At 46.3% G+C, this 25,213-nt stretch carries 24 protein-coding genes and 1 pseudogene; 16 read left to right on the top strand and 9 right to left on the bottom strand.

What is annotated here, in order from left to right; genetic code table 11:
- The 8 genes and pseudogenes from DXD25_RS10625 to DXD25_RS10575 form a co-directional block, all read left to right on the top strand.
- Nucleotides 1–445 (top strand): annotated as a pseudogene (locus DXD25_RS10625) (carbamoyl phosphate synthase large subunit); the annotation flags it as partial.
- A 649-nt stretch (nucleotides 446–1,094) separates the two neighbouring features.
- Nucleotides 1,095–1,949, top strand: coding sequence for an Rpn family recombination-promoting nuclease/putative transposase (locus DXD25_RS10615; RefSeq protein WP_117663479.1), 855 nt, complete (start codon nucleotides 1,095–1,097; stop codon nucleotides 1,947–1,949).
- A 162-nt stretch (nucleotides 1,950–2,111) separates the two neighbouring features.
- Nucleotides 2,112–2,774, top strand: a complete 663-nt coding sequence (locus DXD25_RS10610) for a hypothetical protein (RefSeq protein ID WP_117663478.1) — start codon at nucleotides 2,112–2,114, stop codon at nucleotides 2,772–2,774.
- A 1,008-nt stretch (nucleotides 2,775–3,782) separates the two neighbouring features.
- Nucleotides 3,783–4,097: a HigA family addiction module antitoxin gene (locus DXD25_RS10595; RefSeq protein WP_233522277.1), complete on the top strand. Its 315-nt coding sequence runs from the start codon at nucleotides 3,783–3,785 to the stop codon at nucleotides 4,095–4,097.
- A gap of 13 nt (nucleotides 4,098–4,110) precedes the next feature.
- Nucleotides 4,111–4,329 carry a DUF3791 domain-containing protein gene (locus tag DXD25_RS10590; protein WP_117663475.1) on the top strand — a complete coding sequence of 73 codons (219 nt, stop codon included), beginning with the start codon at nucleotides 4,111–4,113 and terminating at the stop codon, nucleotides 4,327–4,329.
- Entirely contained in the window at nucleotides 4,326–4,802 is a 477-nt protein-coding gene (locus DXD25_RS10585; protein WP_117663474.1) for a DUF3990 domain-containing protein, read from the top strand. Before DXD25_RS10590 ends, DXD25_RS10585 begins: the two co-directional genes overlap by 4 nt.
- The gene (locus tag DXD25_RS10580; RefSeq protein WP_117663473.1) at nucleotides 4,799–5,029 is read left to right on the top strand and encodes a DUF3791 domain-containing protein; all 231 of its coding nucleotides are present in this window, start codon (nucleotides 4,799–4,801) and stop codon (nucleotides 5,027–5,029) included. The genes DXD25_RS10585 and DXD25_RS10580 overlap by 4 nt, the downstream gene beginning before the upstream one ends.
- A 29-nt stretch (nucleotides 5,030–5,058) precedes the next feature.
- On the top strand, nucleotides 5,059–6,207 hold the full coding sequence (locus DXD25_RS10575; RefSeq protein WP_233522275.1) for an acyloxyacyl hydrolase: 1,149 nt from the start codon (nucleotides 5,059–5,061) through the stop codon (nucleotides 6,205–6,207).
- On the opposite strand, the gene DXD25_RS10570 is transcribed toward DXD25_RS10575, so the two are convergent.
- Nucleotides 6,175–6,666: a GAF domain-containing protein gene (locus tag DXD25_RS10570; RefSeq protein WP_117663471.1), complete on the bottom strand. Its 492-nt coding sequence runs from the start codon at nucleotides 6,664–6,666 to the stop codon at nucleotides 6,175–6,177. The two genes, DXD25_RS10575 and DXD25_RS10570, sit on opposite strands and share 33 nt — an antisense overlap.
- 181 nt (nucleotides 6,667–6,847) lie before the next feature.
- On the opposite strand from DXD25_RS10570, the gene DXD25_RS10565 reads away from it, so the two are divergent.
- Nucleotides 6,848–7,396 (top strand): NUDIX hydrolase, encoded by a 549-nt coding sequence (locus tag DXD25_RS10565; protein WP_117663470.1) that lies wholly within the window; start codon nucleotides 6,848–6,850, stop codon nucleotides 7,394–7,396.
- Between the two features lie 45 nt (nucleotides 7,397–7,441).
- Nucleotides 7,442–7,774 (top strand): cupin domain-containing protein, encoded by a 333-nt coding sequence (locus DXD25_RS10560; RefSeq protein ID WP_022122055.1) that lies wholly within the window; start codon nucleotides 7,442–7,444, stop codon nucleotides 7,772–7,774.
- A gap of 186 nt (nucleotides 7,775–7,960) precedes the next feature.
- On the opposite strand, the gene DXD25_RS10555 is transcribed toward DXD25_RS10560, so the two are convergent.
- From DXD25_RS10555 to DXD25_RS10535, 5 genes are all read right to left on the bottom strand, one after another.
- Nucleotides 7,961–8,350, bottom strand: coding sequence for a VOC family protein (locus DXD25_RS10555; RefSeq protein WP_117663469.1), 390 nt, complete (start codon nucleotides 8,348–8,350; stop codon nucleotides 7,961–7,963).
- Between the two features lie 58 nt (nucleotides 8,351–8,408).
- Nucleotides 8,409–9,143, bottom strand: a complete 735-nt coding sequence (locus tag DXD25_RS10550; RefSeq protein WP_117663468.1) for a hypothetical protein — start codon at nucleotides 9,141–9,143, stop codon at nucleotides 8,409–8,411.
- Nucleotides 9,144–9,227: 84 nt separating this feature from the next.
- Nucleotides 9,228–10,190, bottom strand: coding sequence for a carbohydrate kinase (locus tag DXD25_RS10545; protein WP_117663467.1), 963 nt, complete (start codon nucleotides 10,188–10,190; stop codon nucleotides 9,228–9,230).
- 168 nt (nucleotides 10,191–10,358) lie between these two features.
- Nucleotides 10,359–11,408, bottom strand: coding sequence for a zinc-binding dehydrogenase (locus tag DXD25_RS10540; protein ID WP_117663466.1), 1,050 nt, complete (start codon nucleotides 11,406–11,408; stop codon nucleotides 10,359–10,361).
- A 77-nt stretch (nucleotides 11,409–11,485) separates the two neighbouring features.
- Entirely contained in the window at nucleotides 11,486–12,925 is a 1,440-nt protein-coding gene (locus DXD25_RS10535) for an MFS transporter (protein WP_233522273.1), read from the bottom strand.
- 282 nt (nucleotides 12,926–13,207) lie between these two features.
- Here DXD25_RS10535 and DXD25_RS10525 point away from each other — a divergent pair, with 282 nt between their 5' ends.
- Complete coding sequence (locus DXD25_RS10525) at nucleotides 13,208–14,215, top strand: LacI family DNA-binding transcriptional regulator (RefSeq protein ID WP_117663463.1); 1,008 nt, start codon at nucleotides 13,208–13,210, stop codon at nucleotides 14,213–14,215.
- A gap of 121 nt (nucleotides 14,216–14,336) precedes the next feature.
- Here the strand turns inward: DXD25_RS10525 and DXD25_RS10520 are convergent, their stop codons facing one another.
- On the bottom strand, nucleotides 14,337–15,710 hold the full coding sequence (locus DXD25_RS10520; protein ID WP_117663462.1) for an NAD(P)/FAD-dependent oxidoreductase: 1,374 nt from the start codon (nucleotides 15,708–15,710) through the stop codon (nucleotides 14,337–14,339).
- A gap of 339 nt (nucleotides 15,711–16,049) precedes the next feature.
- Here DXD25_RS10520 and DXD25_RS10515 point away from each other — a divergent pair, with 339 nt between their 5' ends.
- The 3 genes from DXD25_RS10515 (at nucleotide 16,050) to DXD25_RS10505 (ending at nucleotide 20,064) form a co-directional block, all read left to right on the top strand.
- Nucleotides 16,050–17,054 (top strand): LacI family DNA-binding transcriptional regulator, encoded by a 1,005-nt coding sequence (locus DXD25_RS10515; RefSeq protein ID WP_117663461.1) that lies wholly within the window; start codon nucleotides 16,050–16,052, stop codon nucleotides 17,052–17,054.
- Between the two features lie 247 nt (nucleotides 17,055–17,301).
- On the top strand, nucleotides 17,302–18,753 hold the full coding sequence (locus DXD25_RS10510) for a mannitol dehydrogenase family protein (RefSeq protein ID WP_187360470.1): 1,452 nt from the start codon (nucleotides 17,302–17,304) through the stop codon (nucleotides 18,751–18,753).
- A 3-nt stretch (nucleotides 18,754–18,756) separates the two neighbouring features.
- On the top strand, nucleotides 18,757–20,064 hold the full coding sequence (locus DXD25_RS10505; RefSeq protein ID WP_117663459.1) for an MFS transporter: 1,308 nt from the start codon (nucleotides 18,757–18,759) through the stop codon (nucleotides 20,062–20,064).
- A gap of 110 nt (nucleotides 20,065–20,174) precedes the next feature.
- On the opposite strand, the gene DXD25_RS10500 is transcribed toward DXD25_RS10505, so the two are convergent.
- Together DXD25_RS10500 and DXD25_RS10495 are read right to left on the bottom strand one after the other, a co-directional pair.
- Entirely contained in the window at nucleotides 20,175–20,633 is a 459-nt protein-coding gene (locus DXD25_RS10500) for a LexA family transcriptional regulator (RefSeq protein ID WP_176425564.1), read from the bottom strand.
- 65 nt (nucleotides 20,634–20,698) lie between these two features.
- Nucleotides 20,699–22,012 (bottom strand): Y-family DNA polymerase, encoded by a 1,314-nt coding sequence (locus tag DXD25_RS10495; RefSeq protein WP_117663458.1) that lies wholly within the window; start codon nucleotides 22,010–22,012, stop codon nucleotides 20,699–20,701.
- Nucleotides 22,013–22,324: 312 nt separating this feature from the next.
- Here DXD25_RS10495 and DXD25_RS10490 point away from each other — a divergent pair, with 312 nt between their 5' ends.
- Nucleotides 22,325–22,837 (top strand): nitroreductase family protein, encoded by a 513-nt coding sequence (locus DXD25_RS10490; RefSeq protein WP_117663457.1) that lies wholly within the window; start codon nucleotides 22,325–22,327, stop codon nucleotides 22,835–22,837.
- Nucleotides 22,838–22,848: 11 nt separating this feature from the next.
- Nucleotides 22,849–25,050, top strand: a complete 2,202-nt coding sequence (locus tag DXD25_RS10485; RefSeq protein ID WP_117663456.1) for a helix-turn-helix domain-containing protein — start codon at nucleotides 22,849–22,851, stop codon at nucleotides 25,048–25,050.
- Nucleotides 25,051–25,213: the final 163 nt, after the last annotated feature.

The following is a 25,213-nucleotide window of genomic DNA, read 5'->3' as shown; positions in this document are numbered from 1 at the left end:
GAGTATGCTTTCTGTGGGTCATCGCATTCCAGCCAAGAACATCCTGCTTTCTACTGGTTCTGCCAAGCAGAAGGTAGATTTGCTCGATGCTGCCCAGATGCTGGTTAAGCATGGTTACAAGCTGTATGCAACTGGTGGTAGTAGCAAGTTCCTCACCGAGAACGGCATTGAGAACACCCGTGTACTCTGGCCATCAGAGGAGGCAGAAGGCGGTGCGCCTAAGGCTTTGGAGATGCTCCACAACCACGAGATTGATATGGTAGTGAATATTCCAAAGAACTTGACCAGCAGCGAGTTGAGCAATGGTTACAAGATTCGTCGTGCAGCCATCGATCTGAACGTGCCATTGATTACCAACAGCCGTCTGGCGAGTGCGTTTATTTATGCATTCTGCACCACCAAGCTGGAGGATATCGACATCAAGGCTTGGGGAGAGTATAAATAGTTGATAGTTAATAGTTAAGAATTGATAGTTAGTAGTTAAGAATTGACAGTTAAGTCATTCTTGATGATTTCCAATAGAAAAATCCCTGCTGTAGGAAAGGCTTCCTATGGCAGGGATTTGTTTTTGCACCTCTACTGTCCTCACAGCCGTTCCAAGGGATATGCTGCGAGAGATGAGTTTATGGAGTGGGGGGGTATAGCATTGTTAGTAATAAATAACTTTACAAGTTAAATTTGGTGGAAAAATCTCTTAAGAGAAACTTTCTTTTTCCTTAAGGAAAAATATATTTTCCCTTAAGGAAAAAAATAAAAACCCTTAAGGGAAAATTCTCCATCTCTTTTTTCCCCATTTTTCGGGCGTTTCCGCCTGATTCTCTCTTCTTTGAATATTATTTACATGAATATGGAGAGCATTGTTCGCATCCGTATGCAGTTTGTGCGTCACCGTGCAGTGGTGGTCAAGATATCCCGCTCTCCCGATTTTCTGGAAGTAGCCTGATATCTGTATGAGGAGCAGAAGTGCTGAATTCAAGAAAAAATCCCACGATTTTCTTGCTCAATAAGAATAAAAACCTTATCTTTGCAGCAGACTTAGAAGAAAACCGAATATCTCGGAACAAACAAGTGATAAATGATAAGGAGACAATTTTATGAAACAGATTGAGGAAAGATACATCAGCCTGCTGACCGATTTCGGCTTCAAGCGAATTTTTGGAACGGCAATGAACAAGGATTTGCTCATTTGCTTCCTCAACAGCCTGTTTAATGGCAGACAGGTTGTGAAGGATGTGTCGTATCTGAATCCTGAGCACGTGGGAGATGTCTATACCGACCGAAAGGCCATCTTCGACGTGTATTGTGAAGGAGAAAACGGCGAGAAATTCATCGTAGAAATGCAGAATGCCTATCAAACATATTTCAAGGACCGCTCACTCTTCTACTCGACTTTCCCTATTCGTGAACAGGCTCCCAAGGGTAGTGACTGGGATTTCAAGCTCAATCATGTCTATACTGTTGCCCTGCTCAACTTCAACATGAACGAGGATGCCTTCGATAAGGAGAAAATTCGCCATCATGTACAGTTGTGCGATACAGCTACCCACAAGGTATTCTATGATAAGCTGGAGTTTATCTATGTAGAGATTGCCAAGTTCGACAAGACCCTGGAAGAATTGGAAACGCTATATGACAAATGGCTTTATGCGCTGAAGAACCTCTATAAGCTTACCCAGCGTCCGAAAGAGCTGTGCGATAAGATTTTCGACCGTCTCTTTGAGGAAGCCGAGATCGCCAAGTTTACCCCGCAGGAAATGAGGGAGTATGAAGCAAGTAAGATGGCATATCGTGACATCAAGAATTCCATTGATACTGCGAAAAGAGAAGGTAAAATAGAAGCTAATACAGAAACAGCCCAACGTTTGCTGGCTATGGGACTTTCTGCAGAACAGGTTGCTAAGGCAACTCTGCTACCTTTGAAAATCATTGAGAATCTTCGTAACTCATAAAAAAGCGTATTACTGAGTATCTAATAATTAAAGTTCTTCATTGTATATTCTGCTATTTGATAATATCACTCTTTTAGCAAAGTTAACACAAAATAATTGCATATCTCGCTAATAATCAGTATTTTTGCGCATAATCTTTTAAAGAATCAAAAAACTAAGAATATGGCAAGAGCAACAGGTTCAATCAATTATTTGGAGCATCGCACGCCCTTCAAGGACGAAAGCGGTAAGTATCAGATACATCCGATGTTTGTGAAGCGGGATATCGTTGACCAGGAGAAGATGGAGAAACGTGTTCGCGATCATTGTGCGATGAATGTTTCCTCCTTTATCTCTGCATTGGAAACGCTGGAGGATGAAACGCTTTATGCCTTGGCTGACGGCAACGAGGTGAGGGTAGGTGATATGTTTATCGTCAAGCCTAAACTGGGCGTGGTGAAGCATAAGGATAAGGAGGGAAATGAATGGAAGAAGACCTATCATGAGGGCGACCTGATTCCTGCCAACGAAGTAGCTGTCTGCGGTTTGGAAATTCAGCCCACGAAGGAATTCCTGGAAAGATTGAAACGTCGTTCTAACGGTTGCAGCCGCCAGTATTGGAATGTGAAATTTGCTCCGAAGGAGGTGGATCAGGAGTTTGCCGACATTGTGGAGATTTGCCAGCAGCAGGGATATATCACGGTGAAGGATATAATTCGCAAATTCGGTGTCACCCGCTATCATGCCAATAAGGTATTGAATGATCTCTGTGAGGAACCGGCAGCCAGAATGTATGCTACCAAGGAAGGTCCTGTTACAATCTATCGTTTGAGAAAGAAGAAATGATGATAGGAAGTTGAAGTAAACGGCTTTTGGGGTTCAAGTAAGTATCTTTTGGGGTTCAAGTAAGTATCTTTTGGGGTTCAAGTAAGCATCCTTTTGGGTTGAAGTAAGTATCTTCTCGGGTGCAGGCAAGTATCTTCCCAACTGTTGCAACTAGGCTCAGCACCTCTGCCGAGCCTAGTCAGCAGGTCTGCTGACTGCAGTCAGCACCTCTGTCGAGCTTAGTGGCAACCCCTTGTTATCGTACAACTATAACCCCTTTAGTTGTACGGTTATAACCTGTTTAGTCGTACGACTATACACCCTATAGTTGTACAATCGTAGCTTTATAGTCGTACAACTATACACCTTTTAGTTGTACGACCATAATATGATGATACTTCTATGATACATTGATGATACTTCTTCCCGCATTTTTCAAGAAGTGTCATTGATGTTAAGTTGTTAATCATCAGAAAGATAACTGGTATTTTGAGGGCAAAAATGAGACTATGAGACTTTTTCGCAGAAAAAACTTATGTTGATAAGATGCAGAAGATGCTTTATGAAGCCTACAAATTACGTACAGGCGAGGAGCCTGTGAGATTTAATGTCTTGTTGTAGCTGCTTTGGGTTTTATAAAACTAGGTAATGTTATATATTCGTTAGAGCAAAGAAATAAAGTGACAAACGGTGGAGGCTTATCAGTAGCCTTCACCGTTTCTTCCAGTTTATGCTTGGTAGAATCGAAAAGTTGGTGGGGGTCATCAGATGAAGGTCACCAAACTTAAATATCTTGAAAACAAAGACTTGCAAAATAGATATTGTGACATATTTCATGAAAAGGGCTAAGTTGCAAGTCGGGAAGTAATCAATTCTTATGATTTTTAACATAGATAATCACAATTATAGTTGTTTAGCAAAAGTTTCCTTCACAAAATTTGTGAATATCGAATTTATATATTATCTTTGCAACATCAAACTATTATAAATAATGTAGTTATGAGCAACGATAAAAAAACAATAAAGGAAATGCGGGCAAACGATATGACTCCGGCTTTTCCTACGCATCCTGGAGATGTTCTGAAGGATGAGATAGAATATCGTGGAATTTCTCAGCGACAGTTGGCTGAGGAAATGGGTATTGCCTATTCTGCTCTGAACGAAATTCTGAATGCACGTCGCCCTGTGACGGAAAAAACAGTTCTACTCTTTGAGGCTGCACTTGGAGTGAATGCTGAGCCTTTGTTGAAAATGCAGATGAGATATAATTTGCAATTTACAAAAAGTGATACTACTTTTATGGCTAGATTGGCTAAGGTAAGGAGGGTGGCAGTAGCCTTGTAAAAAAGCTGAAGTTATGAATAGTGATAATATTGATTTTGTAACATATTGCATAGGCAACTTATCTCGCAGATTGGGATTGAATGCTCGTGATGTATATCAGCGTCTAAAGACTTCTGGTATACTTACTGATTATATTATCCCAAGCTATGATGTGCTCCATACTTTTAGCAAGGAGTATCTGATGGAAGATCTTGTTGATTTCATGAAAGAGAAAGGAGTGCTAGCCCCATGAGAGTTTATCATGCTTCAATGGTGAGGGTAGAGCATCCTGATGTTTTTCACTCACGTAAGTTCTTGGATTTTGGTCAGGGCTTTTATATTACGACTTTGCGAGAGCAAGCGATTAAGTATGCTCAACGCTTCCTTCGCAGAGGAAAAGAAGCTTGGCTCAATGTTTATGAATTGGACGAACAGCTTGTGAACTCTTCATATGCTCTGAAAGAGTTTGAAAAATATGATGAGGAATGGTTGGATTTTGTTGTTGCATGCCGAAAAGGAAATGTTGTTGGTAATTATGACGTTGTTCTTGGTGGTATTGCTAATGATAAGGTGTTTCGTACTGTTGACTTGTTTTTTGCTGGAGATATAACAAAGGAAGAAGCTTTGCGTCGACTCTTCTTCGAAATTCCTAATAATCAACTATGTGTTCGTTCTCAGAAATTATTAGATAATTGTTTAGTATTTAAAGAAAGTATAAGATTATGACAAACAATATAATCTTGCATGATGAAGGTTGGCATGCTATACTGGAGGCAAAGTTCGCTAGAATTATATCTGAAATTAGTGAGATGTATAACGTATCATTAGATGATGCGATGGATATGTTTTATAATTCAGAAACGATACAATTGATGGAGGAGGGGGTTGCCGACCTGCATTGTCGAAGCGAAAAATATTTAGCAGAGGAGGTTTGGAGAGAGAAACATTCTTAATGATTAATAGTGGAGTGTTGGAAAGAATGATGAAACATAATTTATTGATTATATCGATGTTTGCTGCCATGGCGTTGCCGGCCTCCTCGCAGGAGGATAGCTGCAAGACTATACACCGCATCGCACTGGATGCGGTGCCATCTACCATATTTCATACTAACGAGTTTCTGCGTGGAGGAAATGATGAGGCCCGGACGATGAATCACGACATGACTTTTACGTTGAAATATGCCTTCATGAATAAGGAGGAGGTGAGACCTGGCTCCATCTATCAGGGGGCGTATCAGGGTGTAGGCTTGGCTAGACATGAGTTTAACCAGTGGCTGGCAAATCCGATATCCGTGTATCTGTTTCAGGGGGCACCGATTGTGAACCTATCCCGCAGGGTGTCGCTCAACTATGAGTGGAATCTGGGAATGGCGTTCGGATGGAATGCCTACGACGAGCAGAACAATCCTGAAAACAAGGTGATTGGCTCAAAGGCAACGGCATATATTGATGTTGATTTGTATATGAAGTGGATGCTCTCGAAATATCTCGACCTGAATGCCGGTATCTCGCTGACTCATTTCTCTAATGGCAACACCACTTATCCTAACATGGGACTTAACACAGGTGGCATAAGATTGGGACTGGCTTATTACATCAACCGACAACCATTGGCTGTGCCGAAGGTAGAGCGGGAGAAGCTGCCGGATAGGCGTGGACTTTACACGGATGTGGTATTGTATGGTGCATGGAAGCAGGGAATAGCACATGATGGTGTGTCGAGCTATCTGCTGGATGGCAAGTATGCCGTGATGGGCTTCAATGTCAACCCGATGTACCGGTTGAACCCGTGGCTGAGTTTGGGTGCTTCGCTTGATGGTGTGTACGACCGTTCGGCTAGCAGGGAGAATGATCCTTGGGGCGAGGATGTGAATCATAAGTTTAGTACCCAGGCTGGTCTGGGGCTTTCGGCTCGTGGCGAGTTTGCCATGCCTTATTTCAGCATCAACTTCGGTGCGGGAACCTATTTGCTTGGCAATCGCAACGACTTCAAGGGAGTATATGAGGTGCTTGCCCTGAAGATTCATGTGAGCCGACGTGCCATGCTGCACATCGGCTACAGTCTGGTGGATTTTAAGACTCCTAACAATCTGATGCTAGGCTTGGGATGGCGCTTTGGCGGCAAATAATTCTGCCACTTTCTCCAGCCATTCCTTGTCAATGTCATCAAAGGTATTGAGGTGTTCACTGTCAATATCCAGTACGGCGATCACCTCATCGTTTCGGATAACGGGTACGACAATCTCTGAACGGGAGGCGCTGCTGCAGGCGATGTGACCTGGAAATTTCTCTACATCTTCTACCACGATGGTCTCCGCTTTATCCCAAGCCGTTCCGCAAACACCCTTGCCCCGTTTGATGCGGGTGCAGGCCAGCGGTCCCTGGAAAGGACCCAGTACAAGGGTTCCATCGATGACCCTGTAGAAGCCTACCCACCAAAAGCGGAAGGTGTCCATGATGCACGCTGAAATATTCGCCATATTGGCGATGATGTCGTTTTCGCCCTCTATGAGCGACTTAAGCTGAGGGAGGAGGGTAGCGTAAAGTTCCTCCTTCGTTTCTCCTTTTATAATAAGATGTTCTGCCATGATGTCTTTACTTTTCAATTCTTTCTATTATCAGTTTAGATATACTATTTCTGCAAAAGTAATAAAAATAATTGAAAAACTGTCTTTTTTATAGAAATATTTCTATCCTTTCAATCTTTTTTCGTACTTTTGCACTATCAATTAAGAGAAAGAAAAGTCTGATTTTAAATGAAGTAAGAAAATGGCTGATAAAGATATGAAATGGAAGACGCTCTCGCAGAAGTATCTGATAGAGAAGCCTTGGCTCACGGCACGAGTGGATAAGGTGGAATTGCCTACGGGTGCCATCATTGATGAATATTACGTGCTGGAATATCCTGATTGGGTAAATACCATCGCCATTACGAAGGACGGAATGTTCGTATTCGTACGTCAGTATCGCTATGCGATAGGGAAGACGGTGAATGAGCTCTGTGCCGGAGTTATAGAGAAGGGCGAGGACCCGATGGATGCTGCCAAGCGAGAACTGATGGAAGAGACGGGATTCGGAGGCGGAAACTGGCAGAAGTGGATGACGATTTCGGCTAATCCGAGCACGCATACCAATCTTACCCATTGCTATCTGGCTACGGATGTGGAGCGCATGGATGTTCAGCATCTTGACCAGGCTGAGGATATCGAGGTTCGCCTCTTCTCCAGGGATGAAGTGATGGAAATGCTGGAGAAGAGTGAAATCTGGCAGAGCCTGATGGCTGCTCCGCTCTGGAAGTATTTTGCGAAGGAAAAGTAAACAACAGACAATAGACATTAAACATTAACAATAAACATTATAAAGATGGTAATAGATTTCGAAAAGATTGCTGAGGCTCACTTGGAGGGCTTCAAGGGTGGACAGGGTAAACTCGATACTCGTAATTATGTGGATGACAAGGTGAAGATTATGTATTCTACCTTGCGTCCGGGTGCATCAACTGGTCTTCATACTCATGAGGGCAACTGCGAGATTATCTATGTGGTAAGCGGCACTGCTACTTTCCATTATGATGATACCGTGGAGGAGGTTCGCCAGGGACAGGTGCATTACTGCCCGATGAACCATGCTCATTATATGGAGAACCTCACCGACCATGATCTGGTGTATCTCGCCATTGTGCCTGAGCATCATTAATATCCCTGGAGTATCAGGGAAAAACACATCATGTTCCTCCTGAGGAAAATGAAAAAATAGAAAGTCCAACTCGGATGCCTCTCTTATAAAAAGGCTCCAAGCTGGACTTTCGTCATTTTTATCTCTCTCTTTCTTTCTCTTTATATTGCTATGCTAATCTGTTTTTATCTAAAAGCCGGCTGCGGGTTAGAGTTTCTCGCAGAACTCGATTTTCTCCTTGTTTGGACCCTCGATGGTGAAGAACTTTACACCGTTCTCCCAGAATGGAAGACCATTTACCTGCTGATCCAGCATCTTGAAGATTCCGGCTTCCTTTACAACTAGGAAGAGATTGTCTATGTTCTTTACATCGATGGCGATGTGATCGATGGCTCCATATTCCATCTTAGCCTGATGGTTCTGATAGGTCTCGATGATGAGATTGTGGAGCTGGAGGAAGGCTACTTCCTCGGTGCCGTTTACTGTGCGGAGGGCTGTCTCGAAGCCCAGGGCATGATAAAACTCAATGGTCTTGTTGATGTCGTTGGTAGGAATGCCGATGTGCTGCACGCCTGTTGTAAAATCTTTAATCTTCATAATGAACTTGTGTTTAGATGATTGTTATGATAAAAATTTCTGTATTTTTTTTGAAGATTTAGAAGCGGATGATTTCTGCTCCAATCTGGAAATAACTCTGGTTGCTCTGCGGATTCCACATGCCCTTGGCGTAAACCGGAATGGTGTAGTTGCCGAGCTTGAGGTCGTGGGAGGCTTGCAGCGATACGTGAACGATGCCTGCCGTGGTTCCGAAGAAGTGAGCATCCTCGCCAGCTCTGTTAAGGGCGAAGGCTCCACCTACTCCTGCATCAACCTTCCAGCCATCCTTCTGGTAGATAGGGTATTCCGCATAGGCGAAGGTGGAATATTTCTGCTTCGTATTATCGCTGTTGCGGTCGCGTCCGAAGACTACCGTTGACCAGCTCAGGAGCAGTGGAAACTTCTCGTCCTGAAACCGGTAGCTTAATGTAGCATCGAGAAATCGGCCGGTGGTATGGGCTGAGTAGTTCCAGTATTCCTTATTATTATAGGTGGCACCAGGGGAGAAGTTGTAGGTGTCCCACAGGGCGAATCCCCAACCGCCAGCCTTCAGATTCAGATAATGGTTAAACTCCTTGTAGGAGCCTTCCGAGTTGCAGCCACCCCAAAGTCCCACGGTAATGTGGTCGTTGGCCATCGTATAGCTCAGGTCGGTGAGGAGGACGATGCCGTCGGAAACTTCCATGCCACGCCACAGATGATTGTTCTGCACGTTGGCTTTCAGATGGAGCTGTGCCTGGGCGTTTCCCAGGCAAGCTGCCATCATCAAAACAATAACTACAATTCTTTTCATGGTTTTACTACAAAATAAACTTTTTGAACCTAACTAAAACTTACTAAAATAAACTAATAACTTTTTGAACCTTATAAACCTTCACTAAAAATCAAAAATAATAAAACGTGCAGCTTTATATTTGTACTGCTTTTTCGCAAATATCTTTGGGCAAATGTGGCTTTGCTTGGTAAATTCATCAGGCAAAACAGGCATGGCTCCATTCTGTGTACAGACGAATGCCGAAACCTTTACTGCCAATTCATGTGCCTCTCTTACGCTCTTGCCCTTCAGGATGCTTGCCACGAATGCACCTGTGAATGAATCGCCTGCACCCACCGTATCAGCCACTTCCACCTTCGGAGTCTCTATAAACGAAACTTCGCCAGGGGTGAACACATAGCTGCCGTTTACACCGCAGGTAAGAATGAGCATCTTCAGATTGTACTTGCCCAAGAGGAGCCAGCATTTATTCTCCAAGTCGATGCCCGGATAGCCGAAGATGCGGCTTACGGTGATCAGTTCCTCATCGTTGATCTTGAGGATGTTACATCTCTTGATGCTCTCGGTGATAATATCCTTATTATAGAATCCCTGACGGAGATTGATGTCGAAGATTTTGAGGATTCCTTCTCCCTTAGGCATGTGGTCGAGGAAGCGATAGATGGTGTTGCGAGAAACCTCGTTGCGCTGTGCCAGCGAACCGAAGCAGGCAGCGGTGCAATTCTTAGCCAATTCTTCCAGGGCTGGCGTGTAGGGGATGTTGTCCCAGGCTGCTCCCTCCTTGATGTCGTAGCAAGGAATGCCGTTGGCATCGAGCGAAACCTGGACGGTGCCTGTAGGGTAGGCTACCTTGTCTATCTGATAGTTGAGATGGTGATCGTTGAGTTCCTTCTCCAGTTCCTTGCCCAGCTCATCATCGCCCATTGCGCTGACCGCACAGCTCTCGAGTCCGAACTGTGAAACGTGGTAAGCAAAGTTGGCTGGAGCGCCACCTAGCTTCTTTCCTTCTGGAAGCACATCGAAGAGTGCCTCACCGATACCTATCACTGATTGTTTCTTTTCCATTGTCATTTTTACTTTAAGAATGTTAGAGATGTTACTTGATTTCTGTTGCAAAGGTAGCATTTTTCAGCTACCTTTGCAAAGAAAAATCATCTAAACTTTCTGCAAACGTTCCCGCAATCGTTTCCAATTTCTGCAATCGTTTGCAGTATGTTTCTTCTCTTCAATCCTTTACTTCTTCTCTCCAGGTTTCTGCTCGAAATCGATGAGAACCTTCATGCTGGTTTCGCGATGAGCATCGATAAACTTATAGGCGTCATCGTATTCCTCGAAGGCGAAGCGGTTACTTACGAGTGGCTTGAGGTTGACGATGCCCTTGCTTACGTAATCGATGGCTGTGAGATAATCCTCGTGGCGATACATCATTGAACCGATGAGTCTCAATTCATGTTCGCCGAGATAGAACATGCTGAGGGCTGGGTCCTTGGCAAAGACTGCCACCACAACGATGTCGCTACCTTTCTCGATGGTCTCCATCAGCGAACGGATGGAAACTTCTACACCAGCTACTTCGAAACCTACCTGATAGCCTTCCTCACCGAAGAGTTCCTGGGCTGCCTCCTTCAAGGTCTTCTTGGTGATGTTGAGGGTATGCTTGATGCCGCACTCGCGAGCCTTAGCCAGGCGGAGGTCGCTTACATCGGTAATGAGTACATTCTTGGCGCCACGGGCAATGCAGAACTGGGCTATGAGGTTGCCGATGGTTCCTGCACCGCTCACTACTACATTCTTACCCTTCACGTCGGTGCGGTTGCTGGCATGGGCACCAACGGCTGAAGGCTCAATCATGGCACCATAGTCGAGGCTCATGCCTTCTGGCAACTTAGCCACGCGGTCGTCATCTACAACAAAGAAATCCTGTGCAGCACCATCTGCCTGGAAAGCCTGAACACGCAGGTGCTCACAAACATTATACTGTCCGCGCTTGCAAGGGTTGCACTTGCCGCAAACCAACTGTGGGCGAGCGGTGATATGGTCGCCAGGCTTGCAGACGGTAACTTCGCTGCCTACAGCCATAACCACTCCTGAGTACTCATGTCCCTGAACCACTGGGTAGAATGTGGCTGGGTGAAGACCGTGGTAAGAGTGAATCTCGCTACCGCAGATGCCGATGCGCTTGATGTTGACGAGAACCTGATGAGCAGTTAAGTCTGCTGCCTTTGGTTCTGCTACTTCCTTGAATTCGATATGCTTTGGTTCTACCAATATTGCCTGTCTCATAATTATAATGTTTTGAAATTGTTATTGTTATAGTTGGTGGGATAAAAGATCCCGTTTTTTTATTTCTTCTTTTTTATTTATTTCTTCTTATTCTCCAGATCGGCCATAATCTGCTTGTATTGCTTCTTGTTGAGCTTGTAGAAGCAGAGGCATCCTGCGGTGATAATCCACAAGACTCCCGGAATGGTGCTGAAGGCGTGGTGCATGATGCTCAATACTTCTGGATTCTGCACAGCGTTGCTTACATATCCTGCACTGCCCAGGGCAATGGCGAGAAGCGATGTGCCGAGTGCCATTCCTATCTTGTTGCCCAGCGAGATGAAGGCGTATTGGAATCCGTCGTTTCTGATGCCCGTCTTCCACTCGCCATACTCCACACAGTCGGGGATGATGGCATAGATGGCTGTATTGAAGCCTGAGAAGAAGAACCACGACAAGGCTGAGAACAGATAGAACATGATGGCACTGCCGTTAGGGCTGAAGAAGTACAGACCTATCATCGTAATACCGGTGAGGAAAGCGAAGATGGCTGCCGTGAAGCCCTTGTTGCCCGTTTTTCTGAATACCAGAGGGAAGCAGGCGGCACCTATGATGCTTGGCACGATGATGGCCATGGAATAGTAGGAGAAGAGCGTTGCCGAACCTTCTACATAAGTGAAATAGTAGAGCATGTCGGCATTGCGTCCGTAATGGATGAAACCGAAGAGCAACTGTCCTAAAAGGGCGAGCAGATAGGGCTTGTTCTTCATCACGGAGCGAAGCTGCACCTTTAAAGGGAGTTTCTGTCCTACAGGAACTTCTACCACTTCCTTGGTCTTGTGAAAGCAGAACAGATGGCAGGCGGCGAAGATGATGCCGTAGAGTACAGCCACAGCCAGATAACCATATTTGGTATCGCCTGCGCCAAACCAGCTGATGAGCGGAACGGTTACGATGTTGATTACTCCGATGGCCATCATGGCGCTCACCGAACGGCTGGTGTTGAGCTTGGCTCTCTCATCGATGTCTTGCGTCATGGCTCCGCAGAGTGTGCCGTAAGGCAGGTTCACGCAGGTATATCCCAGCACCAGGATGCAGTAGGTTACTGCCATATAGATAATCTTGGCGGTCTGGCTCCATTCCGGATGTGCCCAGAAAGTGAGTATCAGTACCAGTGCCGTGATAGGAGCTCCGAAGAGCAGCCATGGGCGGAATCGTCCCCATCGGGTGTGGGTCTTGTCGGTAAGTGTGCCGATGATTGGGTCGTTGATGGCATCCCAGAATCGGGAAACAAGCATCAGGGTTGCTACGGCACTCATGCTGATTCCGAATACATCGGTGTAGAAAATCATGAGGAAGTTGCCCACGAACATCCAACTGAAGTTGCAGCCTACATCGCCCATTCCATAGGCGAGTTTGCTGATGAAGGGAACCTTTCCCTGTGAATTGTTCTTTTGCGAGTTGCTCATTTGTGAAACATTCGCTTGCATATTGTCATCTTGCGAACTGTTTGCTTGAAATTTAGAATCTTGTTCCATATTCTTTTTCTTAGGTTTGATTGTGATACTTAATGTTGTTTATTCTTTTTTTTGTGAAGGAATAGAGCGATTTGAGAAATCGTTTTTTCCTTTTCACGCTGCAAAGATAGAACGTTTTCGCAGGAAAAACAAGAAAAAAATCGATAGTTTTTTTGCAACCGTTCCCGCAACCGTTCCCATTTTCCGCAACCGTTCCCAAAAAGATTTCTCTGTTTTTTGTTGTGGCTTTCGTAGAAAATAAGTATCTTTGCAAGCACATTCATCAAGAAACGAAAAAGAAATATGGCAAAATATGTAACCATCATGGATATTGCAAGGGAGTTGGGATTTTCCAAGTCCACAGTTTCGCGTGCCCTGTCGGGAGATACGGGTAATGTGAAGGCGGAAACCTTGAAGAAGATATTGGAGACAGCAGGACGGATGGGCTATCATCGCAACGAACTGGCTGTGAACTTTCGCCAGCAGAGCACTCACAACATCGGCATCATCATCCCCGAAATCGTAACAACGTTCTATATGACCTTTATCAATGATGCTCAAGCCATCTTGCGCAAGCAGGGGTATAAGGTGATGATTGCCATCTCTAACGAGAATCCTGAGCAGGAGAGAGAGAACATTCTGATGATGGAGCAGCTGCGTGTGGATGGTATCCTGATGAGTGCATGCGATAAGGAGCATAATGTGGACCTATATAATAAGGTGATAGAAAGGGGCATTCCCATTGTGTTTTTCGATAGAACGGTGGAGAAGGTAAAGGCTTCACAGGTGCACATGGACGATTACATCATGTCGTTTTTCATGGTGGAGGCTTTGTTGCGCAAGGGCTATAAGCATATTATTCATATCCCGGGACCTGCTTATATCCGAAACAGCTATGAACGATTGAGGGGCTATCGGGATGCGCTGGAAAAGTTTCATATAGAGTATCAGGCGCAGGATATCTTGTCGCCAGCTTTGTCGGCTGAAGAGGGTAGTTGGGTGATGGAGCGGTTCCTGGAGAAGAATGTGCCCTTTGATGCGGTCTTTGGCTTTACGGAGACTGCTGTGTTGGGAGCAAAGAGTGCTATCCAGAAGCGTGGCTTGCGTATTCCGGAGGATGTGGCGCTTTGCTGCATGTCGGGCACAGCCTTGGCTACCTTGGTTCATCCTCAGTTGACGGTAGTGGAGCAGCCTATTGAGAAAATGGCGCAGGAAAGTTGCCGACTGCTGCTGGAGCATATTGCCGATGGTTATAGAAGGATAGAGGAAATTGCATTGAGAGGTGAAACCGTGATAAGGGAATCTACTTAATAAAGGTATCGACTTCTGGAATCTGCATAAAAGAAACGGGTGTATCATCTATATAATTGAATGATACACCCGTTTTCTATCTCGTTATCTTAAGCATTTAAACTTGATCTATCTCGTTATCTTAAGCTTCCTCTTCCTCTTCTTCATTCTCCAGCAAGTCGGTGCCGAGGTGAGTGGTCTGTTCACGCTTCAAGCGGTCGCGCACCTCCTTAGGCTTGGTGGCGTAGGTAATCATTCGGATAGAATCGTTGTAGCTCACGTACTTCCAGAGCCAGTTGAGCATTACCATTACCTTGTTCTTTACGCCAAGGATAGAGCGGAGGTGAACTACCAGCCACAATACCCAGGCAAAGAAGCCCTGGCTGTGGAACTTGCCAAGTTCTACCACTGCCTTGTTTCTTCCGATGGTAGCCATAGAACCCAGGTTCTTGTAGCGGAAAGGCTTGAGCTGGGAATCTGTGGCTCCCTCTGCTATCTTCTGGATATTCTTTGCCAGAAGCGCAGCCTGCTGGATGGCTACCTGAGCCAACTGTGGATGACCGCCAGGATAAGCTGGGTCGGCGGTCTGGATACACTGGTCGCCGATGGCAAAGAGACCGTCCATGCCAGGGATGCGGTTGAATTCATCTACTACGATTCGGAACCCACGACCCAGATGGTCGCCATCGATACCCGTGATAGGCTGTGCCTTTACACCTGATACCCAGAGGAAGGTGCGGGTAGGAATCTCCTGACCATCCTTCATCAGAACCTTGTGGTCCTTGTAGTCGGTTACCATTTTGCCAAACTGTACATCCACACCCATGCTGGTAAGGAATTCGTATGCTTTCTTAGAAGAGTCCTGTGACATTCCGGCGAGCAGTCTGTCGCCCGCTTCCAGGAGATAGATGTGCATTAGAGATGAGTCCATATCAGGATAATCATAAGGAATCACGTAGCGCTTCATTTCAGAGAGGGCTCCGGCTATCTCCACACCTGTAGCACCACCGCCTACAATCACTACGTTCAGCAGTTCCTGTCGCTCTGCTTCCGTGGCACAGGTCAATGCACGCTCCAGGTTACTGAGCACGGCGTTGCGCAATCCCATTGCCTCAGAAACGGTCTTCATCGGAATCGCCCATTTCTCGATGTTGGCATTGCCATAGAAATTGGTGGTGGTTCCTGCTGCGAACACCAGGTAATCGTACTCAATCTTACCGATGGAAGTCTGCAGAATCTTCTTGTCTGGGAATACGGCTCTCGCTTCTGCCATGCGGAAGTAGAAGTTCTTGCGCTTGCGGAAAATCTGGCGGAACGGGAAGGAGATGGAACTTGGGTCGATACCTGCTGAGGCAATCTGATAGATAAGCGGAGGGAACTGATGGAAGTTATTCTTATCAATCAACACTACCTGAAGGTTTGCCTTGCTGAGGTCTTCTGCCAAGCGAAGACCACCGAGTCCGCCACCTACAATTACGACTCTCTTCAACTGATTTCTCTTGATATTAATACTCATAACTACTGCTGTTTGTTTGGAATTACTAAATACATATATTTGCTGAAAATTCTATTCTTAGAAGGCATATAGCCTAGTCTTCGCTGAAAATTCGACTGCAAAGGTACAACTTTTTAATGAGGTGGCAAAGGAAGATGAGTAGAAAAAAGGGATAGAAACCGGTTGCAATCGTTCTCATTTTTTATTCTTGCAAATGATGTTGCAAAATGTAATATGCAGATAGCATTTTGGTAGTTGTTCTTGTCTTTTTCCAAGAAAAGTTTTTGGTTTTGAAGGAAATGTTGTATTTTTGCATCGACAACTTCAATATTCGAACGTTTATCTTATAAAAACATAACAATGAAACATATAACTATCAAGGATATAGCCCGTTCGCTCTGCATCTCGGTCTCCACTGTTTCCAGAGCGTTGACGGATGACAAGAACATTCGCAAGGAGACGCGCGAGATGGTGGTGGAAGAGGCAAAGCGACTCGGCTACAAGCGCAATCCGGTGGCGATGAACCTGAAGATGGGGCGTACGAACACCATTGGTGTCATCGTGCCGGAGATGCACACCCCTTATGCTTCGCAGGTGATTAACGGAATACAGGAAGTGCTCTACAAGAAGAACCAGAAGGTGATGATTGCCGAGAGCGATGAGAAACCGGAGCGTGAACTGGAGAACCTGAAGATGATGGAGCAGTTTATGGTGGATGGACTGATTGTGAGCCTCTGCAGCTATCGCAAGAACATCGAAATGTATCAGCAGTTGGCGGCAGACGGTATGGCGATTGTCTTCTACGACCGCATTCCGTATGGATTGAAGATGCCGCAGGTTGTGGTGGATGATAATGTAGATTCTTATTTCATGGTGGAGCATCTGATTCGCCTGGGCAGGAAGCGCATCGTTTATCTGCAGGGACCCGACGATATTTACAATGCCTATCAGCGAGGCTTGGGTTATCGTGAGGCGATGGAGAAATTCCATCTCTTCGATCCTTCGCTGATCGTGAAGACGGGAATGACCTTCCAGGATGGAGCCGATGCCATCGACCGCCTTATATATAATAAGGTGGAATTTGATGCCGTCTTCGCCTTTACTGATACTTTGGCGATAGGTGCGCAGAATCGGCTCCGTGCCTTGGGCAAACGAGTACCGGAAGAGATCTTCGTGGCTGGTTTTTCGGGCACGGAACTATCTACCATCGTCTCTCCGCAGATTACTACTATGGAGCCTCCGCTGGAGGAGATGGGCAGAAAGGCGGCAGAACTGGTGATGGAGAAAATCAACAATCCGGAGATGGAGGACAGGCAGGTGGTGCTGAAGACCACGATGCGATGTAGGGAATCTACAGGAGAATAGTATTTAAAACGTTTGCAGAAATTGGGAACGTTTGCGGGAACGTTTGCAAGGTTTTTTCGAAAAAAATATCTTTTTATCTCGAAAAAACGAACTATCTTTGCCATCGAAAACGAGAGACAGGCTTGCTGAAGAGACACATCTAGGCAGCTTGCTCTCGGAAAGAGTAAATAATTAAATAATAACAGCTAACAATACAAGAATTATGGCAAATTTAGTAAATGCAAACGCAGCAAATGCAACTCAGGTAGTGAAAGGTTATGCTTATAACCGCAGTTTGGTAAAGGCAGGCATCCTGCACTTCGGAGTAGGTAACTTCCATCGTGCTCACCTGGAGTTTATGACCAATAAGCTCCTCGAGAACAATACCCAGCAGAACTGGGGTATCTGTGGAGCAATGATTCTCCCGGGTGATGAGCGCCTCTACCACGCCCTGAAGAAGCAGGACGGCGAATACACCCTTACCGTATGTGGACGCGACGACAGCATCCAGGTTTATCAGTTGGGTGCGCTCGTTGAACTCTATTGGGGAATTGAGGAGCAGGAGCAGATTCTGAACAAGATTGCGTCTAAGGATATTAAGATCATCACCCTCACTATCACCGAGGGCGGATACAACATCTCTCGTCAGAGTGGCGAATTCATGCTCGACAATGCGCAGGTGGCTCACGATATCGAGAATCCTGCCAAGCCGGTTACAGCCTTCGGATATGTAGCCGAGGGATTGCGTCGCCGCAAGGCTGCAGGCAATGGTCCTGTCACCATCCTTTCCTGCGATAATCTGCAGCATAATGGCAATACAGCCCGCAAGGCTTTCATGACTTTCGTGGGAGCTCAGGACAAGGAACTCGCTGCCTGGATGGAGGAGAACGTTACCTTCCCTAACTCTATGGTTGACCGTATTACTCCTGCTACCCGTCCTGCCGACATCGAGCGATTGAATGCTCAGAACGGAACCTGCGATGAGGCTCCTGTTTATTGCGAGGACTTCATCCAGTGGGTAGTAGAGGATAACTTTGCGGCCGGTCGCCCAGCATGGGAAACCGTGGGTGCTCAGATGACTGACGATGTGACTGCCTTCGAGAATATGAAGCTTTCTCTCTTGAATGCTTCTCATACATTGCTCTCTTATCCATCTTTCCTCGGCGGTTACCGCAAGGTAGATGCAGCTATGCACGATGAGAGAATCCGTAAGTTTGTACGTGCCTTCATGGACGAAGACATTACGCCTTACGTGCCAGCTCCACAGGATACGGATCTGGAGGCATACAAGCAGTGCCTGGTAGAGCGTTTTGGCAACCGCATGGTCAGCGACCAGGTGGCTCGTCTCTGCTTCGATGGTGCCAGCAAGTTCCCTGTTTATGTGATGCCGAACCTGGAGAAGATGATTGCTGATGATGCTTCTGGCAAGCGTCAGGATGTGGAGTTCAAGCGTGTGGCTTACCTCTTTGCTGCTTACCGTCATTATCTGAAGTATCAGGTAGATGACAATGGTGATGCATTCGAAGTGGCTGATCCATGGCTTACCGTTGATGACCATAAAGCCATCGACAGCGATGATGCGCTCGAATTTCTTGGCATTTCAGCCTTTACAAGCACCGATCTCAAGGCAGCTTCTCATTTTGTAGAGCTTTACCTGAAGATGGTGGAAGACATCAAGGCAAAGGGTGCCATGAAGGTTTTGGAAGAAGAAATCTTGTAATTTATGAAACAATCGATAACACTCAGGAGTGCAGGACCCTTCCTGCTCCTGACATTCATCTATTTTATAGTGGGCTTCCTTACTACCGTCAATGGTCAGTGTCAGGGCCCCTTGAAGATAGCCTTCCTCTCGGAGGTTACCACTACCAAGAACTCCCTGGCTACGCTTATCTCCTTCGCCTTCTTCCTGGGCTATCTGCTTAATAGTGCGAAGACGGGACGCTTGCTCAACAAGGTGGGCTATAAGAAGACGCTCATCCGTTCGATGCTGGTCATGGTGCTGGGACTTGCCTTCTATCTTGCTTCGGCGCTGATTGCTGAATATTGGGGTGGGGCAGGTATACATATTTCTCAGGATTTCGTACCATTCGGATATTTCATTTTCCTTTTCGGTTCCTATCTGATGGGTACGTCTGCGGCAATGCTTCAGGTGGTTATCAATCCATACATAGCTGCCTATCCTTTGCCGGGCACTCAACCGGTGCAGCGTATGAACTTCACTTGTGCGGTGAATTCATTCGGTACTACCATTGCTCCTTTCTTCGTAACGGGTGTGATGTTTGCCGGTGTTTCCCTGGATAGTGTTTCTGCCGATCAGCTCACCATTCCTTTTCTGGTGATGATGCTCATCATTGCCTTTACAACATGGAGCACTTCCAAGGCGAATCTTCCAGACATTGAGGGTACGAGAGAGGAAACTCAAGATGTGGAATCTGAAGTAAAGACAACTCCTTCTGATGATTCCGGAAATGCGAAGAAACGCAGCATCTGGTCGTTCCGTCATTTGAAATATGGTGTGATCACCATCTTCTTCTATGTGGGAACCGAGGTGGGAATCGGCAACAATATGAATCTTCATGCGATGGATTTGATGGGACATGGTTACGATCTTTCTCCAGCTCTTCTTGCCACACTTTATTGGGGAGGATTCATGATTGGTAGAATGGTTTCTGCTGGTTTGAAGAACGTGGCGCCTCGTCCAATGCTCATCACCGTTAGCGTGGCGGCAATCGTATTGATGGCCATTTCCATGCTTACCGAAAATCTCTGGCTGATGGCTGCTGTGGGATTGTTCCATAGTGTCATGTGGAGTTGCATCTTCACCTTGGCAGTGGATGGCTTGAAGGAATATACTTCCAAGGCTTCGGGTGTGTTTATGATGGGAGTTTTCGGTGGTGCCGTCTTCCCTGTGCTTCAGGGATTGCTTGCTGATTATATCGGTTCATGGCAGTTCACCTGGCTCGTTCCTCTCTTCTGCGAGTTCGTCATCCTCTGGTATGGACTTGTGGGTTATAAGAAGCAGGAAGTATAAAAGACATTAGTAAGACATAAATTAAGAAGAATATAAAAAACTCGGGATGTTTCCTTTTTCGAAGCATCCCGAGTTTTTTATTTTTAAGAGTTATTCTACAATCAGATGATTCATTCTGCAATTTGATGAATCACATAGGTAACTACGCCCCAAATCATGAATCGGTTGGTCTCATCTACCCGGATTGGGGAGAAGTTTTTGTTCCATGGGATAAGCCATCCGAAGGCACCGCTCTCATCCATCTTGAATTGCTTGATGGTGAATTCGCCATCCACGAAGGCGATGACGAAGTTGCCGTTGGAGGGTTCAATCTGCCTATCTACAATGGCTAAGTCGCCGTCGAGAATGCCTGCATCCTGCATGCTGTCGCCTGAAACACGTACATAGAAGGTGGCCTCACGATGGCGAACCAGAATATCGTTGAGGTCTATCTCTCCCTCCATATAGTCTTGTGCCGGCGAAGGGAAGCCTGCCTTTACGCTTTGCTCTGCCAGCGGAATCGGCATCTTGGCTCCGAATTCCGCAGGATGAAATGTCAGTCTTATCTTGTTATCGTTATTCTTATTCATCTTGTTTTCTTATTTATTTTCTTAGTTTATGGAGCCCATTTTTAGAAAGAGGATCATTCTGAATCTCATTGGGTTTTCACTTTCAGAATCTCATGAATATCCGTGGTAAACCGCTTCGACATATATTCCCGTTTCAAGTCGAATCGGCAACCGGTTCCCTGTACGGCTTGACGGATGGTGCCGTGTCCGTTCTTTCGGTTGATGGCATCGATGGCTTCCATCAGTGCTTTTTGCTTGCTTCGGTCGATAGGATCGAAGAGGTCTTGCTGGCGAGGATTGTCGGGTGAGATTTGCCACAGAATGACACCTGCCTTCTTGAAGTGAAACGACATGTCGGGGCGGTCAGCTCTGCTGTCTGCCAGCGGTTTTGGGTATTTGGCCCGGAGAATGCTGAGGGCAGCACCTACTATTTCTTCCTGAGCATTGGTGGCGATGGGCAGGGTAAGGGAATCGTGGATGGTGTATTCCGGCACGTTCTCATTGAACCTGGATGTCCAGGCAAACACCGTGATTCCCTGGCACACGCTGCCCTGATGTCGCAGCTTTTCGGCGCAACGCACGGCGAAATTAGCCACGGCTTCTTCTATCACATTCTTATCGCTGATGCCTTCACCGGCAAAGCTCCGGCTGGTGCAGATACTCTTCTTCTGCGGCAGTTCCTCGATGCTGATGCAGCTTTCGCCATTCAGTTCCTTCCACGTTCTCATCGTGGGGATGTTGAAATGACTGCGCACCCAACTCTCTTTTTTATCAGCAAACTGGGCTGCAGTCCGGATTCCCATATAGTCGAGTTTTCGGGCAATCTGTCTTCCGATTCCCCATACATCTTCTATCGGGAACAGCGATAAAGCCTTGTGTCTCCGTTCATCCGTATCAATGAGACAGCAGCCCTGATAGCCCTTGTATTTCTTGGCGAATTTGGAACCGATTTTCGCCAGGGTTTTCGTTTCTGCGATTCCGATGGAGATAGGGATTCCCACGGCTTGGAGCACATCGGCAGAAATCCTGGTGCCGTATTGTTGGAGGAGGGAACCATCTGTGACGGAAGAAAGGTTTTCCACATCGAAAAAGCATTCGTCTATGGAGTACTGGTCGATGTGTGGTGAGTAGTGCGAGAGCATCGACATTACCCTGTTGGAGAGTGAGCCATAGAGTGTATAGTTGCTGGAGAAGATAGCCACGCCTTCAGCCTCCAGTTTTTCCTTTACCTGATAGAACGGATCGCCCATCTTATAGCCCAGCGCCTTGGCTTCTTCAGAGCGTGCAATGACGCACCCGTCGTTGTTGCTCAAAACAACCACGGGCTTTCCTATCAGGTCGGGGCGAAACACTCGTTCGCACGAACAGTAGAAGTTATTGCAGTCGGCTAATCCTATCATTTTCTTATCTTACAAATCCTTTCGTGTTGCAAAACTACAAAAAATATTCGAAACGCTAGTCTTTATCTAGGATAATTTCCCTTAAGGTTCGAAATATTTTCCCTTAAGGCTAAATATATTTTCCCTTAAGGGTAAATAAATTCAGGAAAATCATAGGATGATTAGAAAGAAAATCCCCGAAAGGCTTGGGCTTTTCGGGGATTTTTTGTAATTTTGCTTTTTAAAAAGGTGAATGCTTTCGATTTCTGAAAAGAAAAATAGAATGTGTTTATAGAAGGATTAAAAGGATTAAAAAGTTTAAAACGAAATGGTATGAAAAATATGTTGGCATTGAGCCAGGAGCGTTTCTCGGCTCGCAAGTTTACCTCCGAGGCAGTAAGTCAGGAGGATATGGATTACATCATGGAGTGTGTGCGACTGGCTCCATCGGCAGTGAACAGACAGCCTTGGCTTTGGCTCATCGTCCGTTCGGATGAGGCCAAGGAGAAACTCCAGGAGTGCTACGACCGTGAGTGGTTCAAGACAGCCCCAATGTATATTGTGGGAATGAAGAACGTGAATGAGAACTGGGTTCGCAGATACGATGAGAAGCCTTATGGAGATATTGACGTGGCAATAGCTGCCGAGCACCTCTGTCTGGCTGCCACCGAAAGAGGTCTGGGCACCTGCTGGGTCTGCAATTATGATACAGACAAGATGCTGCAGTTTTTCCCTCGCGAAGGTTTCGAGGCTGTAGTGATTATCCCTCTCGGTCATATTGCTGAGGATTGTCCTCATACCGAGAAGAAGCGCAAGGAAATGAACGAGATCGTGGAAGAAATCTAAAAACGAAGCTAATGGAAATGAACGAAGAATCCATCCTGGCATGGAACATCATAGAAAAGACCAGCGCTAACCTCTTCCTTACGGGCAAGGCAGGCACAGGTAAAACAACCTTCTTGAAACAGCTCAAGGAGAAGTCGCCTAAACGAATGGTGGTGCTTGCCCCAACAGGTATTGCCGCCATCAACGCAGGAGGAATGACCATTCATTCGTTCTTCCAGCTTCCTTTTTCGCCTTACATTCCGGGTACAACCTTCGGAAGCGGCGAACAGAAACGCTATCAGTTCAGCAAACTCAAGCGAAACATCATCCGAAGCATCGACCTGCTGGTCATCGATGAAATCAGTATGGTACGCAGCGATTTGCTCGACGCCATCGACTCGGTGCTTCGCCAGTACCGCAAGCGCCACGACCTGCCTTTTGGCGGTGTGCAGCTCCTGATGATAGGCGATCTGCAGCAGTTGGCACCAGTGGTTACGGCACAGGAGGAACAGCTTCTGAAAGAGCATTACGATACTCCTTTCTTCTTCAGCAGCAATGCGCTGAAGCAGGTAGGCTATCTTACCGTAGAGCTCAAGAAGGTTTATCGCCAGCAGGACGAGCAGTTTATCTCCCTGCTCAACCAGATCAGGGAGAACAGGGCTTCGGATGCTACCTTGCAGGCATTGAACCAGCGTTTTATCCCTAATTTCGAACCGCCGAAGAACAGTAACTTCATCCGCCTGACCACTCATAATGCGCCAGCCCAGCAGATCAATGAGCAGCAGCTTGCCGCTTTGCCATCCAGGGCTTTTTCCTATACGGCAGAGGTGGAGGATAACTTCCCGGAATCATCTTATCCGGCTGATTCCATGCTTACTCTGAAGCCCGGAGCACAGGTGATGTTTATCAAGAACGACCCGCAGCACCGCTTCTATAATGGTATGATTGGTGAGGTGATCGGTGTGAAACCCGATGAGGAAGGAGATAAGATCATCGTGCGCAGCAAGGATTCTGATGAGGAGTTTGAGCTGGAGAAGATGGAGTGGGTGAATGCGAAATATACGATCAATGAGGAGACCAAGGAGATAGAGGAGACGGTAGAGGGAAAATTCCGACAGTATCCTTTGCGCCTGGCTTGGGCGATTACCATCCACAAGAGTCAGGGCCTTACCTTCGAACACGCCATCATCGATGCTTCCCATTCCTTTACCCATGGTCAGACCTACGTGGCTTTGAGCCGCTGCAAGACTTTGGAGGGAATGGTGCTCAGTCAGCCTTTGTCTCGTGGAGCCATCATCAGCAGTCAGACGGTGGATGCTTTCAACAGTCAACTTGCTGCGCCTACCCAGGAGCAGATCAGCTATCTGGAGCAGCAATACGTGCTTCACTGCATCGGCGAACTTTTTGATTTCTATGCTATTAGCGGAAGTTACGAGCATCTGATGCGCTGTCTGGTAGAATTCTTCAACAGCAAATATCCTCGTGTGGTGAGCGAGTATCAGAAGTTGCAGGTGGTGCTGAAGAGTCTGATAGGTGTTTCTGATAAGTTCCGTCTGCAATATACCCGCATGCTTTCCCAGAATCCTGATATCCTTCAGGCAGAACTGCAGGAGCGTATTCACAAGGGTGCTGAGTATTTCTTTGATAAGATAGGTATTCTGAGCGATTTGATCAGAAAGTCGAATCTAGATACGGATAATAAGGTAGCAAAGAAACAGTTCCAGGACCGCTTCTCTGTCTTTTCTGAGGATGTGAAGTTGAAGGAACGTCTTTTGAAATACGAGCGCAGCGCTGTGTTTACGGTGACTGATTATCTGAAGAAGAAGGCGCAGTTCATGCTTCTGGATGAAATGGGCGAGGGCGCGTCTTCAAGTGCCGGTTATGGCTCTGGTAGAAAAGCCAGAAAGCAGAAGAAATCGAATGAGCCGAAGGAACCGAAGATTCCAACCAAGGAGGTGAGTTTCAATCTTTACCAGCAGGGTATGACTGTGGATCAGATTGCTGCAGAACGTGGTTTTACCAAAGGCACCATCATCGGTCATCTTACCTCATACGTAAAGGAAGGAAAGGTGGGATTGCGTGCGTTGATTTCTAGTGCCCACGAAAAGAAAATCCGTGAATTCATGGAGGCTCATCCCGAGATGGAGCATTTCAGCGAAATCAAGGAAGCATTGGGAACCGGCATTGATTATTACGAAATCAAACTGGTACGTGATTTAATGGAGGAGGAATAAAGGTCTTCCTCTCACCATTAAATCATTATATCTTTTTATATTGATTGATAGAACTTTCGTCGGTAAGCCCCATACGCCCTGAAAGGGCAGAAGCTCATAGCCCAGGGCACTCGCCCTGGGTTTTGTAATGGATTTAAACTTGTCGCCCTGTAAGGGCAAAAGC

The organism is Prevotella sp. TF12-30 (assembly GCF_003436715.1).
Classification (GTDB): Bacteria; Bacteroidota; Bacteroidia; order Bacteroidales; family Bacteroidaceae; genus Prevotella; species Prevotella copri_A.
This window is presented reverse-complemented; position numbering and strand designations above follow the sequence as displayed.